This window comes from Bacillus sp. REN16 (genome assembly GCF_020731355.1).
Lineage (GTDB): Bacteria > Bacillota > Bacilli > Bacillales > Bacillaceae_L > Ferdinandcohnia.
Map to the genome: position 1 here is coordinate 16290 of NZ_JAJFZK010000011.1, position 14181 is coordinate 30470.

A 14181-nucleotide genomic window follows, 5' to 3' on the forward strand; every position below is an offset into this window, starting at 1 on the left:
TAATTTAAAGTAAGTTCACAAATTATACACAATCGTTGAATACATATATAAATTAGAAGAAAAAAATAAGGGGGATTATGCTATGATTCGCTTTGGGGTAGCTGCATTTTTGAGTGTCTTTTTATTGCTCTTTGAAGGCTTTATTGTAATCAAATTAAAAGGATATACCGGCATTTATTTTGGAGATATTCAACTTTTAGTCAGCGTACTCGCAATGAATTTCTTTTTTGCATTTTCCATCTTAACACATATCAAGATTTGGATTGAAAACAAAGGCGCTGAGGAAACACAAAAGCTTGGATAAAATACGCAAAAACAGGACGGAGTGGTCCTGTTTTTTTGTAATGCGAAAAAGATAATGCAACTAGGCTTATTGTGAAATCGGCATGAGGATTTCCACTTTTGTGCCTTTTCCTTCTTTACTTTCAATCTCTATTTTTCCGTGATGTTCTTCAATGATTTTTTTAGACACCATTAAACCTAACCCCGTACCATAGTCCTTCGTTGTGAAAAATGGTTGAAACAGCTTTTCCTGTACATCCTTGGGTATTCCGAGTCCTTCATCGCATATCCGAATGGAGACTTGATTGTCTGCAACCCGACTTCCTTCAATCGTCAATTTGCCACCTTCTGGCATGGACTCAAACCCGTTTTTAATAAGATTTAAGAAAACCTGTTTCATCTGTTTCTCATCACATTCAACAGGAGGAAAAGAGTCATCCACTTTCAATTCAACTTCAATACTTTTCCCCTGTTCAGATTGCTCGATGATCGAAATAACATATTCTAGAAATTCCTTTAAATTGGAATGCGCCACTTGGATTTGCCGCGGCTTCCCAATAACTAGTAAGTCATTCAAGATTGAATCAATTCGGTCGATTTCTTGCTCCATGATTGAATACTGAAGATCATCTTCCTTATGCTTTTCCCGTTGAAGCTGAGTAAAGCCTTTTAATGATGCCAAAGGATTGCGAATCTCATGACCAATCGTCGTCGCCAACTGCCCTACAAACGCCAGCTTCTCCTTATTTCGAAGCTCCTCGTGTGTTTCCGTTAGTGCCTTAATATAGGAGTAGAATCGGTTTAGAAGGATGTAGGCAATAAGGGCTAACAATAAAATTAGCACCATTGGGGCCATCACACTACCATTTCCTAATAATAGACCAATCAAACTATATTTCATTGTAATCCCAATTGAAACCGTCAAAAAGAATCGTTTATTAATAAAGATCGGAGAAAAGAGCAGCAGGACGACTTCTGCGGCATTCCCGCTGATATAGGATTCTCGCTCCGCAAAGGTAATCACATCATCAAATGTTGTAATCACAAAATAAGTCAGCACATACATGTATTTAATGGCAAAAAGCTTGTTTATTTTTTTCAAATAATACGAAGTAGGCAGCAGGATAATCATAAAAATATAAACCCAAAAGACTAGTACAGTAGGAAAACCAAGCTTTGCATGAATAACCATCGGATATAAGTAATAATAAACAAAGTCATACATAACTAAAACACTATAAAACAATAGCAAATACAGACGTAAAGCTTTCTTCTCTTCGTGCACTAGAAGAGAGCTATGATTTTGATAAGTCATTTTTTTCCTCACTTAGTAATGCATTATGCGTTTATTATATATTATTTTCTTCACCTGAGTATATAGTCCTATTATTTTTCCTATTTCCGTATTTTTTCGACAATGAATATAATAGAAGCCAAATCATGATAAGGAACTGACCAAATAAAACAGCAGCATCCCAAAATTGAAGGGTCGATACCGATTCAGCAAACCCAGGAAGTACATTCATCATCATAAAGACTAATTGAGGTATATAATAAAAGCCAAACATCGAGAAAGTCAACAAAATTCCAATCAAAAAGAAAACAGAATAGAAAACGACCATTCTATTTTTTTGATCTTTATGTTTTCTAGCAAAAAGACCTTTCAAAAATTCAATACCACTTTCCATTAAATTATAATTTCCAGTACTATTTTCAAACACATAATAAAGGTCCGTCTTCATATAAATACAGCACTGATAAATGATTCGTATGACGATATCAAAAGTAATCAAACCTATAATTCCATTCATCATCTCAAGCGAAAATGGACTGGTTATTTTTAAAATCAATGCAATAAATAGAAGGACACTATCAAAATAGATTCCTGCTAAAAATAAAATATTTCGATCCTTTGAAGGAAGGCTCCATGCTTGTGTAAGATCTGTTTCTAACACAACAAAAAACAATCGATTTCCAATTTGTAATCGCGTTGGAAGGCCGAATGAACGAATCGCCAAAATATGACCACTTTCATGAATAAAAATTAAAACAATCGAAATTCCTGCATACAACATTATATTAAACATCATTGTATCAAAAACAAATAAATCCTGATAGCGTGGAAAAAGATGATGATGACTAATAAAAAGGACGAGATTCACTAGTAAAAGTAATGGATAGAAAAAATGAGTAAACCGATTAAAGAAAAACTTCCCTATTTTTGGCGAAATCCATTTAAGCCCTAATTTCTCTTGAGTACGAACCTTTTCTACACTTACTTTTGTTCCATCTACCATTTCGATAAGATCTAAATCTAGTAATTGTTGAGCAAAGTCTAGCAAATCCACTTCATCATTCGGGTATTTTTCTTTGAGTAGGTGTTCGATTTCACCAAGTGATATACCATTGTTAATTAACACTATTGCATCTATACAGATTACTGGCATTTCATAAAACTCCTGGGTTACCAAATCTTCAATAATATAATGTTTATTATCTTTTCGAATCTTCAATTCATGTAAACTTATAATAGATTCAGCAGTTAATTGCAATCGTCACACCTACCCTTTTTCATAATAAAAGGATGCTATTATCTAAGATAAGCATCCTCATTCATAAATTATCCTCTTGGTCCACCAGGTACAAATATACACCACCAGCAAGTTGCCTTGATTTTTTTTAACTTTTTGATTTTCATATTGTCACCTCCTTGCTGTTTAAAATATTATTTTATGATTCTTGTTGTATATCAACCCATTTTGGGTAAACTTTTTTAAAGATTGCTACAAGGCTTGGATCAAATTGGGTGCCTTCCCCTTGAAGAATTCGATTATAGGCCTCTTCTACTGGCAAAGCCCCTCGATAGGACCGAGAAGAAGTCATTGCATCGAAGGCATCCGCTATTGCCACTACGCGAGCGTTTAATGGAATATCTTCACCATTAAGCTGGTCTGGATATCCTTTTCCATCCCATCTTTCATGATGCGATCGTATAATACTTAAACTTGTTCCAAGTCCCTCAACATTTTTAACTGCTTCTACCCCCACTACGGGATGTGTTTTTATAATTTCATATTCTTCGTTGGTTAACTTTGCCGGCTTCATTAGTATGGAATCAGGTATATTCACCTTACCAATATCGTGCAACAAGCAAGCATAATTAAACGACTTTAATTCATCTTGAGAAAAGGTTCCCAACTGTTTGGCTAACTCCATTGCATATTTAGCCACTCTCTCACTATGACCTCTAGTATAAGGATCTTTCAATTCAAGTGCTGCAATTACACCTTTTACAATCCCCTCCATTTGTTGATCATAAGAGGTGCTCAAAGCATTAATATAACTTTGAAATCTATTTAAGAAAATATATGCAATAATTGCAAGGACAATTATTATTACAATAGGAAAAGCGGCTAATATATTTAGCAGTAGACCACCTAGTAATAAATATTTAGTAATCAAGCCTATTACAACTGTCCAGAAATATTTTTTGTTCACAAAAATTGGAGAAAACAGTACAAAGAAAACTTCCACTGCATTACCACTTGATAATGATTCAGGTTTGTTCCAGAAAGTAATTAGCTCATTGATTAGACTTAAAATTACATAGGTAAAGAAAAAATAATATTTAGTAGAATGCTGCTTATTTTTCCTATTATTAATGAATATGACAGGTATTAATAGCAAAATAAAAAAGTACAATACATATACAAAATCGGTCGGGAATCCATAGGTTACTATAGAATCATACCTAGGAAAAATAAAGTAATAAAAGATATCATAGCCAAATAGTATTATAAAAAATAAAATACTAAACCAGGTTACAGTCCTTTTCTCCTCATATAAAAATACCGATCTTTTGTTCATTTTCTGCATCTCTTTTTCTCCATTTTCTCTTATATTTCTAGATATCTATTCAAAAATCCTTCTTTTATTACAAAATAGGTACAAAAGTCACAGACGAAATTCGTCAATAATCGACTTTGTTAATTATAAACCATCTGTACTACAAACTGAATAGTAGTTTAGGTACAAATATATTCCTTTTCTATATAAAATATGGTAATTCTTGAATGGTTCTTTATTCCTGTTGAAGGTATAAAGCACTGTTTTCATCTTATATTTTACCAAAAAATAAAAAGCACATGTAGATTTATGTGCTTTTTTGTCGAAATTTATCTAATTTTTATTTTACGAGAGAATGTTTAAATGCATAAATGGCTGCTTGAGTACGATCCTGGACCTCAAGCTTACTTAATATGTTGCTTACATGTACTTTAACCGTTTTTAATGCGATAAATAGTTCATCAGCGATTTCTTGATTTGTTTTTCCGTCCGCAATTAGAAGTAATATTTCCATTTCGCGGTTTGTTAATTCCTCATGTGGAAGAAGAGTATCCTTTTGTCGCATACGAACCATCATTTTCCCTGTAACCTCTGGCTCTAGAACTGACTGTCCATGAAACGTCTTACGAACTGCTTCGGCGATTTCACTTGCCTTAGAGGTTTTCAGCATATAGCTTGTTGCTCCGGCTTCTAGTGCCGGATACACTTTTTCATCATCAATAAAGCTTGTTACGATGATGATTTTGGCTTCTGGCCAGCTCTCAATGATTCTTCTCGTTGCTTCAATACCGTCCATTTCCTTCATCACAAGATCCATTAAAATAATATCTGGCCTAAGTGTAAGTGCAAGGTCTATCGCCCTTTTACCATCATCCGCTTCTCCAACAACTTCAATATCCGGCTGTGCTGATAAGTAGGAAGAAACCCCTATCCTTACCATTTCATGATCATCGACAAATAGTACTTTAATCATTTTCTTCACCCTCTAATAATGGTACTTTCACTTCAATCCGAGTCCCTTTTTCCTTAATGCTCACGATTCGCATTGTGCCGCCAATTTCAACTGCGCGTTCGTACATATTTTGCAACCCATAGGATCCTGCCTTCGCTTGTTCGACATCAAATCCAATGCCATCATCAACAATGCGCAAAATAACAAAATCATCCCTTTTAATTAACAGGACTTCTAACTGATTTGCTTTCGAATGTCGAAGGGTGTTTGAAACTGACTCTTGGAGGATGCGGAATAAATGGTCCTCGACCCCTTTATCAATTTGAAAGTCTTCAATTTTCGATTCAATGGTGACTGGTACTTTTTGCACTAGTTCAACTAATAGCTCTTGAATCCCTTCCTGCAGTGTCTTTCCTTTCAAAGCAGCTGGACGCAAATGAAGCAAGAGCGCGCGCATTTCAAGTTGGGATTGATTTATCATTTCCTCAACGAGCTTAAACTGTTTTGCTTCACGTTCGTCTGTTCGTGTATTGGACTCATTAATGGCAGACATCATCATCGAAGCTGCAAAGAGCTGTTGACTAACGGAATCATGCAGTTCACGCGCTAAACGATTGCGTTCTTCTGAAACAATTTTTTGAATACGCTTTTCTTGATCTTCTGCTTTCTCGTTCGCTAGTTTTTGAGAAAGCTTTGTTTGTTCAGCTATATGTGTTTGGACTTTTTTTATCCGATCCCATAACATTGTGAATTCAGCGGTTAGGTTTTCAGGAATTTCTGGCAATACCCTTCCCTGCTCCATTTTATAAATAGCATCAGACACTGACAGCAGTTGTTTTCTCCATAAAAACCCCGATAGAATACCAAAGACTAGTCCACCTAGTAAGCTTAGACTTATCGCCAGGATGATATAGGGTAAATCCCATAGCTCCGTTTGCCAAAGTGCAGCCCAATTGGCCAGTGGAAACGCCATAAACATAATGACATGAGCGAGTACAAACAAAAACACCGAGACAGAAATTCCAACTATTATTTGTCTTTTGACTGTACTCACGCTCGTTTCACCTCAAGGTCTCCGACACCCACTGCTGTCACAATTTTAAGCTTATGTTCAGCAGTATCATACTCTTGCGTCTGATAATGAAGTGTTTGATTCATTGTTTTTGAATCATGATTTTCAAATATTGTGGTTGCACCGTAAAGGACAGAATGATGCACCTTTACTTCTACCTCATATGGAACAAAAACCTGAACATTGCCAATCATATTTCGAATGAAAATAACCGATTCACCCTTGGGCAGAACCGTGTAGCTCAAATCAATAATTGTATCTCCAATTCCGGATTGGATATTGACATCATTCCATTCATAAGCATACTCTGGTGTTTTTTGCTGACCATAGACGATATTTTGGAACAGCGGCTGACGCTTTACAATCGGTTCCTGTGTGGATGATTTCTGTGCTTCTTTTATTTCTGGTTTAATATAATTTGGTTTTTTCTTTGATTGAAAAAATTGAGAGAGCAGATAGATAAGTGCAGCCAGAATTAAAAATTTGACTGTCATCATCCCTAAAATCGTAAAGGCTAAACTAATCCATCCAAACCAAAACAGGATTTTGCCAAATGTTTTTGGCATTTTTTTACGACCAATATAAATACATCCAAACGAAATGACAAAAGAGAATAGAACCCCACCGTTAAAAAACGTAATTTCTATGATTAATAAAATAATCCCAAAAAGAATAAATGCATTAAGATTGTCTGATTTTATTTTATTTAACAAGTTTGGCTCCCCCTTTCATTGAATGTATCGATTATTATCCGTAAATTTGGGATAAGAAGACGCAGATTGTCTACGCCTTCTTAGAATACCATGTTTTCACTATGAAATTGAATGTGTTTCTTCATTTTTTACTTCTTTTTCAAGTTGAGCAATTCTTGCATCAATCGTGTTGCGGTGGTATGAGGAATTTACTTGGTTTTCAAGACGATCCAAATATGATTCCATTTCTTCAAATGTTCTTGATGCTTTATTTGTATATGCATTTGTGTCTAGAACTTGATTCATGCGGTGGTTCGCACGTGCAATGTTTTCTCGTCCCATTAATTCCATACGCTTGATATGCATATCCTTCAGTTTATGTTTCATTTCTTCGTACTTTTTCTCAAGCCCAATTAGTTCTGCCCCTGCATTTTGTAAAGCTTCTTGTAATTTTGCAGCGCGCTCTTCATATGCCGCCTGCTCCTGAACAGCAAAGTCATAAAGTTCCGTTTCACCCGCTTGCTGTGCCACACTTGCTTGGTATTTACGCTTTTCAGCAAGGTCCGCTGCCTCACGCTGTTCTCTTGCAAATTGATCCTTAAGGGAATGCTGACGTTCTACAAGTTTGCGTACCTTTTCTACCTCTGCCTCACATTGACGAAGGTACTGGTTAAGCAACGCAATCGGATTTTTCTTTTCCTTTTCATCTAAAATGCCGTGAAAGTCTGCTAGTACTGTGTCCTTAATACGAGTTAATAAATTTGCCATTTGTATCATTCTCCTTTTGTTTTGATTTCGTAGCTTTGCATTTTTACAATTAATGTTTGTTTAATTCAGCCCATTGTTTTTCAAAGTTAGTGAATGGGTCAGATGGTTCAGTAATGACTTGATGCTTTTCTTTTTTCCATTTTTTAATGACAACGTAGAGGATGTATGCAGCCACTAAACCTAAAATTGCCGGTACATTTGAAGCTGATGCTGTTAGTGCGATTACGCCGACGATCGCCCATAAGACCTTGCCTAATGTTGAATCTGTTTTGATAAACCCTTTAAATGCAAAATACAGAATCGCTAAGCTGATCACGAGGCCAATCATTGGACCAACCTGTGATAAAAGTACAATCGCTGCAATACCTCCAAGAATAAACAATCCGAATTTTTTCATGTATACTTCCTCCTTTCATGATTCAATCTTATCCTGAATTTGGGTTGGCTATAATGAGCCCCAGTTATATTTTTGAATAGGACTTGAGGCTTATTTGGAAAAGCGCAAGCGCCTTGCTCAGCCACGACAAGCACAAGATAAGCGCTGACAGAAGGCGTTCTTTGCCTTCAGAAGCGATTAGCTTGTGACCTCGAGGGGCTAGGCGCTGGAGCTAGACATAAAAAATTTGGAAATCCTTTTAATGAAAAGGGTCTGCTCTATGTGAGCAAACCCTTATCTTTTGCGGGATACATAGAGATTGTCCGTGACCCAAAATCGCCATGGATAGTCCTTTGCCTCTCCTGTATTATCGATTCCGATTCGCGGTCCGGTTGAGATGTTCTCGGGTGTGTAGCCTTTTGCAATGTAAATCGGTGGTTCGAACATTGGCAGTCCGTAGTCCTCCATTGAAATCCCTAGTGCTTTTGTAAGTTTTCCGGGGCCATTTGTCAGGTTTTTAGCGGGCATTTGACCACGGCGTTCATACATGAGATCAATTCCTTCGGCTGGCTCAACGGCTCGGATTAGTACCGATTCTGGCATTTCGATTTCACCACTTACAACATTAATGAGACAATGTGTATGCATTCGATGCGTGTACGCACGCCCTGGTTTGCCAAACATTACCTCAGTTCGCTTCGTCCTTCTATTATTGTAGGAGTGAGCTGCTTGATCTGCCGGACCCCTGTATGCTTCCGTTTCGACGATATAGCCCGATGCGATGCCATGGTCAGTGTGCTTCACAAGCTGGCAGCCAAGGAGTGCCTTGGCGAGTTCTAATGTTGGTTGATAAAAAAATGATTCTGGCAGGATTTCAGTCATGGTGGCTCCTTCACGTTTTTTATTTTTAGTATGAGGCTTGGATGATGGGTGTATTCTACGGGGATTTTTTGGTTCTATGGTCGTTATTTTGCTTCAATGAGCGTTATCCAAGTTTTATGGGCGTTAGCAACTAACAACCACTTACCGTAAAAAAAATTACTCTATAACGAAAATAATTATTGCATTCAAACGAAATTTAGTTTACTCTAAAAAGTAACAGGAGGTGTAAATTTTGGAAGATATTCGACTCAATGTATCTTTGCTTCGCAGAAGAGTACCAAATTTAACAACTGCTGCACGGTCTGTGGGATTACGTCCGGCCACTGTATCAAATTTGTGCACCGGAAAGATTCCCGTTGGACGTGCGGAAGTGCGCACATTAGTAGCGCTTGCTGAATTAGCTGAATGTAGTTTGGATGAATTACTAATTCGAGGGGAGAAAATTGAAATGATTGAAACTGGGATTAAAACGCTTGATGTCTTTGCTCCATTAGCAAAAGGTGGTACCGTTGGTCTTGTCGCTCGTCCTGGAATGGGGCAGCTTGTCGTACTTGCTGAATTATTTCACCGCTTACGCAACAATGACTTTGCAACTGTTTTACTTTTGCCGGAAGGGGATCATCCTGAAGTAAATGATATTCTAGATGAAGTTCAAATTCAGGTAAAAACAATTAATGAAGCATACGACGAAATTGCAAAGCTTGGTAAGACAAAAGAGGTGGCTTTTGCTGCTGACCGCTCCCATGTTATCACTGGTGAAATTCAAACTTTACAGGATAAGCTTCATTCAATCGGAGTTGATTCTGTCACAACCATTCTTGTAGATTTAAAGGGAGAAGTTGTTGACGAAGATGTCCCATTTGGCCCGCTTGAAACTCTATGGCAATTTGATGCTGATCTCACTGCTAGACATCAATTCCCTGCAGTCAACCCAGTATACTCTACCTCTTCAGTCCTTGAGGGGGCACACCTGGATCAAACACATTTCACGATCCAACAGCGAGCGAAAAAGATGTTGCGCCGGTACCGCGAGCTCCGGTCACTCGTTACGGTGCACGGTCTTGAAAAGCTCCCGGAAACTGAGGTTCAAACCTATAAGCGCGGCGAGCGCCTTGAAGCCTATTTGACACAACCTTTTTATGTCGCCGAAGCTTTTACCGGCAAAAAAGGAGAAACCATCAGTTTACAGGATACCCTTCAGGACATTCGTAAAATCCTTGATGGCACCACCGACTCAAAAGAAGCTGCAGAATTGGCTTATATCGGAAAACTTAGCTAAATAGCAAAGGCAGGAATTCATTTCCTGCCTTTTTTCATAAACAACCATATTACACTTAAGCCGAAAATCAATGCTTGTGAGATAAATAAGATAATCGCTCCGTTCTTTTGCTCACCAATTGGCGGATATGGAAGCAATGTTTCCAATAAATCCGGTGGAATCTCTTCACCGATAGGCATACATAAGGCTAACGCTGCAAGCATTTGACTTGTGTCACTGTAAACCGAATACAACTCGGTATTTGCAAACCATAAAAAGAGTGTGACTGGCACAAACATCACAATATTGACAACGATATAGATAAGCTTTTGCTTAAAACTCAATTGATCTTGCTCTTTAATTGGCCCGATGATTGGCCACCATAATAGCGCCGCAGCTAAAATCAACCCAACTAAAAAGAAATAGTTTGTAAAATAACCTGTTCGAATCCAGTCAAATACAACTGGCACATGGTATCCAATAAATAAACCATGAAATAAAACAATTGCAAACACTGGATGAGTTAGAAAACGATAAACCTTTTTCGCACCACTATTTTTTAACATTTTTTCAAGCAGGTTGGTCTTCAAACCGATTACTAGTAAAGGTGCCGCAATTAAAAGGACGACGACAATTTGAATGATGTGGGCGCGGAACAGCATACGTCCCAGAAGGTTCAACGGACTTCCGACAGCAAAAAGAATCAACAGCATACTTCCTGCAAACGCAATTGATTTATACTTTTTGTGGTCCTTCGGAGTGGGTAAAAGGAACATATATAAGACAATTAAAATAAGTGTAAAAAAGATGACTCCGCCGTTCCATTGGGAGTGAAAGCTAAAACCATCTAAAATTTGACTAATCACCATATCACCAGCTTTATGGATATTTAGTTGTTCAAAAGGTCAACATCAGGTCCGAAGAACCGTTCGAACATACTCTTCTATCTTCATTCTAAATCCTCTCGCACCATATGGAATATGATTTATATCACATGTCGTTTTTCAGACAATATTCAGACAAAAAAAGTCCATATTTAAATCGGTATGATTTAAACATGGACCTGATTATTATAATGGAAGCAAGTTTACTGATTCTTTTTCCTTTAATCCATTCACCATTTCCAGCCATTCTGCTGGTTTGTTTGGAAGAACAGTGTAATAGGTTGTTAAGAAATCTGCGACTAATTGGCTTGGCAGCTCATTAACTTGTTCATCGCCAGGCATGAAACATAAATCAAGCCCCTTCACAGCTTCTCCATCATTGTTCCAAGATGGGTGAACATAGTCGAGATTAAGACGCTTATACCCTAGATGAGACAAAACCTCACGGCGTACGAATGGATCCATTTGCTTCACTGTACCAAATTCATAGTGTGCAACCTGGTAGGGATCATAGATCTCAGCAAACATTCCAAAAAGCTCTTTTCCATTTCCCTCTGCAAGCTTCTGTAAATCCTTCGTACGGTTTTGCGCTAAAAAGCGACCAATGCTTAAGCCGGGTTGACCAATAATCGTAAAATCAGTCATTGCGATATTCCAGTCTGGGTAATAACGGTATTCCGTCGCTCCGACAACCTCATCCTCATTTACAGCTACGAAAACGCGGATGCTCGGGTCTTCAAGAGGCTCCTTCCAAAGCTCAAAATCTAGAACTTCTTCTTTAGGAAACACATTCTTCATTAATTCATGCATTTTAAAAAATAATGGGTCATTGATGCTTGTTATTCTTTTATAATCCATTTCATACTCTCCTTTTAATCAAATGCGCTTTGGCGTATTTGCGCCCGATTTTTTTCGACCCCTGTCGAAAAGTTTCCATTTAAAAATCGTGGCATCCGCCGGAGGCATTAACTTTATTCAGTTGAATAAAGTTAATCCCAATCGGGGTAAAGGTCCGTTCTGCGGTCGCGCCATGTTGTAACAGATCCGCGTTCACGAACTTCGTAAAGAAGATCCAGGTCAAGATCAGCTGTTACAATCATGTCGTTATTTAATTCCCCTTCAACTAAAATCCCTTTCGGCGGAAATGGGATATCATTAGGCGTAATGACCACTGCTTGCCCAAAATTGGCACGCATAAAATCAACCGTTGGGAGTGAACCAACTGTACCCGTTCCAACAACATATACTTGGTTTTCCACCGCTCTTGCGTGGCTTGTATACCGCACACGATGGAAGCCGTGGCGATCATCTGTACAAGACGGACAAAAGATCACATCTGCTCCCTTTGCTTTTGCAATCCTAACGATTTCCGGGAATTCAATATCATAGCAGGTCAGCATCGCAATGCGTCCTTTTTCTGTATCAAACACCTGGAAGTCGTCACCTGGTGTCATATTCCACTCATTCACTTCTGTTGGTGTAATATGCAGCTTTGCCTGCTCCCCAATTTTTCCATCTGGGTAAAATAAATGGGCTACATTGTTTAGGTGGTCCCCTTTACGGATCACATGTGTTCCGCCAATAATATACACATTATATTCTTTTGCAAGCTTAGAAAAAAGTGCTCTATACTGTTCTGTAAAGCTCGGCAGGTCGTCAATGGTCATACTTGACCCATCTTTCCTGCCTATTGATAAAAGCTGTGTAGTAAAAAATTCGGGAAATAATATAAACTCTGCGTCAAATTCCATAGCTGTTTTTATATAATGCTCACATTGGGCAGCAAACTCATCAAAGGAACGAATCGTGTGAAGATGATATTGCACCGCTGAAACCCTTAATTTCAAATCGAGATCCCCCTTCAATTCTAAAAATCTGTATAAGTGGATTATTAACTATTTTTCCGTTTGAAACAAGTTAATTATCCTTTTAATAGTAGACTATAAAGATTCGATTCTCAAAAACCTTTTTTTGCCAAATTTCTCTTTTCCCACAACCCTCCCTTATGATAAGATAGTCGTTGTTGCTGTAAAATTGTCGTAATATTACTGAAACCTTTCTGCAACATAAGACGTCTTATATAGTGAAGAATACACAGCAAAGAAGGTATGCTAAATGTCGGACACAAAAAAAATGGGGAAGGGCAATATTGTAAAAATTATTGCGTTGTTTGGCTTTATTGTGTTGTTACTCTTTTATTCTTTTTTTCTACTAAAATCGAAGTTTTTTCTTGAAGCAGATGCATCTGAACCGATTGTTGAGGTTGTAGCACCTGTTGAAACTCCAGAAAAAAATGAACCAATAGATGATGATTTAAAAGTGGATGACCAACCTAAAGGTACTATTGATGAAGAAAAGCCCACTGAGGAAGAACCTGCACCTACAACAGAAACCACAGTAGAACCAGCTCCAGTTACCATGAATCCAGCAACTCCCGAAGTAGATGATGAACAGGAAGCCGATGAAGAACAGGATGGGCCGAAGGAAACTCCAGCCCCACCATCAAGGGCGGTATATCTCACTTTTGACGATGGTCCACATAAGGTTTCAAAGGATATTCTTGCTTTACTCGATCAATATGATGCGCTGGCAACTTTTTTTATGTTAGATAATAATATTAAACATTATCCTGATGCTGTAAAGGAAATGGTTAGTAAAGGGCACAGTGTCGGCCTTCATGGCGTGACCCACGATAAAAATAAATTCTATCAATCTTCTAACTCCGTCCTAGGGGAAATGGACCAAACGCAACAAACGATTTTAGAACTTACCGGTATCGAAACAGACCTTATTCGGACGCCATTTGGCAGTTCACCATATATGACGGACGCTTATAAAAATGCAGTTGATACAGCTGGATATAAGATGTGGGATTGGAATATCGATAGCCGTGATTGGCAATTTCGAGACAGTCGCTATGTGGACAGTGTAATCGATCAATTGAATAAGCTGAATCGTGTCAATGAACCAATTGTGATTTTATTGCACGAAAGACCTGAAACACTTGAACATTTACCAAAGCTACTCGACTACTTAAAGGGGCAAGGCTATGAATTCAAAGCACTGGACTCGACCATGCACCCCATCCAACTATTTTAACAGATGGCTATCTAGGCCATCTGTTTTTCTTTATGAATTTAAGGTAAACTAAATGAACAAATAAAGAATG

The 14181-nt window shown here is 37.9% G+C and carries 15 protein-coding genes; 3 read left to right on the forward strand and 12 right to left on the reverse strand.

Features of this window, described 5'->3' with window-relative positions:
- Positions 1–82 precede the first annotated feature (82 nt).
- A complete protein-coding gene (locus LKW28_RS16085; RefSeq protein ID WP_229141374.1) occupies positions 83–304 on the forward strand; it encodes a hypothetical protein in 222 nt (73 codons plus the stop codon).
- A 66-nt stretch (positions 305–370) separates the two neighbouring features.
- Here LKW28_RS16085 and LKW28_RS16090 read toward each other — a convergent pair whose 3' ends face one another.
- The 9 genes from LKW28_RS16090 to LKW28_RS16130 form a co-directional block, all read right to left on the reverse strand.
- Positions 371–1597 carry an ATP-binding protein gene (locus LKW28_RS16090; RefSeq protein ID WP_229141375.1) on the reverse strand — a complete coding sequence of 409 codons (1227 nt, stop codon included), beginning with the start codon at positions 1595–1597 and terminating at the stop codon, positions 371–373.
- 34 nt (positions 1598–1631) lie between these two features.
- Positions 1632–2834 (reverse strand): hypothetical protein, encoded by a 1203-nt coding sequence (locus LKW28_RS16095; protein ID WP_229141376.1) that lies wholly within the window; start codon positions 2832–2834, stop codon positions 1632–1634.
- Between the two features lie 178 nt (positions 2835–3012).
- Positions 3013–4158 (reverse strand): HD-GYP domain-containing protein, encoded by a 1146-nt coding sequence (locus tag LKW28_RS16100; protein ID WP_229141377.1) that lies wholly within the window; start codon positions 4156–4158, stop codon positions 3013–3015.
- A 310-nt stretch (positions 4159–4468) separates the two neighbouring features.
- Positions 4469–5101 carry a response regulator gene (locus LKW28_RS16105; RefSeq protein ID WP_229141378.1) on the reverse strand — a complete coding sequence of 211 codons (633 nt, stop codon included), beginning with the start codon at positions 5099–5101 and terminating at the stop codon, positions 4469–4471.
- Positions 5094–6134, reverse strand: a complete 1041-nt coding sequence (locus LKW28_RS16110) for a histidine kinase (protein ID WP_229141379.1) — start codon at positions 6132–6134, stop codon at positions 5094–5096. Before LKW28_RS16110 ends, LKW28_RS16105 begins: the two co-directional genes overlap by 8 nt.
- Positions 6131–6865: a cell wall-active antibiotics response protein LiaF gene (gene liaF, locus LKW28_RS16115; protein WP_229141380.1), complete on the reverse strand. Its 735-nt coding sequence runs from the start codon at positions 6863–6865 to the stop codon at positions 6131–6133. The genes LKW28_RS16110 and liaF overlap by 4 nt, the downstream gene beginning before the upstream one ends.
- Before the next feature lie 99 nt (positions 6866–6964).
- On the reverse strand, positions 6965–7612 hold the full coding sequence (locus LKW28_RS16120) for a PspA/IM30 family protein (RefSeq protein WP_229141381.1): 648 nt from the start codon (positions 7610–7612) through the stop codon (positions 6965–6967).
- Positions 7613–7661: 49 nt separating this feature from the next.
- Positions 7662–8009 carry a flagellar basal body rod protein gene (locus LKW28_RS16125; protein ID WP_229141382.1) on the reverse strand — a complete coding sequence of 116 codons (348 nt, stop codon included), beginning with the start codon at positions 8007–8009 and terminating at the stop codon, positions 7662–7664.
- A gap of 273 nt (positions 8010–8282) precedes the next feature.
- A complete protein-coding gene (locus LKW28_RS16130) occupies positions 8283–8870 on the reverse strand; it encodes a DNA-3-methyladenine glycosylase (protein ID WP_229141383.1) in 588 nt (195 codons plus the stop codon).
- Positions 8871–9102: 232 nt separating this feature from the next.
- Between LKW28_RS16130 and LKW28_RS16135 the strand changes: the two genes are divergently transcribed.
- Positions 9103–10149, forward strand: coding sequence for a hypothetical protein (locus LKW28_RS16135; RefSeq protein ID WP_229141384.1), 1047 nt, complete (start codon positions 9103–9105; stop codon positions 10147–10149).
- Positions 10150–10166: 17 nt separating this feature from the next.
- Here LKW28_RS16135 and LKW28_RS16140 read toward each other — a convergent pair whose 3' ends face one another.
- The 3 genes from LKW28_RS16140 to LKW28_RS16150 form a co-directional block, all read right to left on the reverse strand.
- The gene (locus LKW28_RS16140; RefSeq protein WP_229141385.1) at positions 10167–10994 is read right to left on the reverse strand and encodes a cytochrome c oxidase assembly protein; all 828 of its coding nucleotides are present in this window, start codon (positions 10992–10994) and stop codon (positions 10167–10169) included.
- 204 nt (positions 10995–11198) lie between these two features.
- Positions 11199–11870, reverse strand: coding sequence for a GNAT family N-acetyltransferase (locus LKW28_RS16145; protein ID WP_229141386.1), 672 nt, complete (start codon positions 11868–11870; stop codon positions 11199–11201).
- A 131-nt stretch (positions 11871–12001) separates the two neighbouring features.
- The gene (locus LKW28_RS16150; protein ID WP_229141387.1) at positions 12002–12859 is read right to left on the reverse strand and encodes a carbon-nitrogen hydrolase family protein; all 858 of its coding nucleotides are present in this window, start codon (positions 12857–12859) and stop codon (positions 12002–12004) included.
- Between the two features lie 268 nt (positions 12860–13127).
- On the opposite strand from LKW28_RS16150, the gene LKW28_RS16155 reads away from it, so the two are divergent.
- On the forward strand, positions 13128–14111 hold the full coding sequence (locus tag LKW28_RS16155) for a polysaccharide deacetylase family protein (protein ID WP_229141388.1): 984 nt from the start codon (positions 13128–13130) through the stop codon (positions 14109–14111).
- The last annotated feature ends 70 nt before the right edge of the window (positions 14112–14181 follow it).

Bases quoted from the DNA above. Each gene is read 5' to 3' on its own strand.
- LKW28_RS16145 (WP_229141386.1), bottom strand. From the start codon at position 11,870: ATGGATTATAAAAGAATAACAAGCATCAATGACCCATTATTTTTTAAA.
- LKW28_RS16085 (WP_229141374.1), top strand. From the start codon at position 83: ATGATTCGCTTTGGGGTAGCTGCATTTTTGAGTGTCTTTTTATTGCTC.
- LKW28_RS16155 (WP_229141388.1), top strand. From the start codon at position 13,128: ATGTCGGACACAAAAAAAATGGGGAAGGGCAATATTGTAAAAATTATT.
- LKW28_RS16130 (WP_229141383.1), bottom strand. From the start codon at position 8,870: ATGACTGAAATCCTGCCAGAATCATTTTTTTATCAACCAACATTAGAA.
- LKW28_RS16100 (WP_229141377.1), bottom strand. From the start codon at position 4,158: ATGCAGAAAATGAACAAAAGATCGGTATTTTTATATGAGGAGAAAAGG.
- LKW28_RS16090 (WP_229141375.1), bottom strand. From the start codon at position 1,597: ATGACTTATCAAAATCATAGCTCTCTTCTAGTGCACGAAGAGAAGAAA.
- LKW28_RS16120 (WP_229141381.1), bottom strand. From the start codon at position 7,612: ATGGCAAATTTATTAACTCGTATTAAGGACACAGTACTAGCAGACTTT.
- LKW28_RS16125 (WP_229141382.1), bottom strand. From the start codon at position 8,009: ATGAAAAAATTCGGATTGTTTATTCTTGGAGGTATTGCAGCGATTGTA.
- LKW28_RS16105 (WP_229141378.1), bottom strand. From the start codon at position 5,101: ATGATTAAAGTACTATTTGTCGATGATCATGAAATGGTAAGGATAGGG.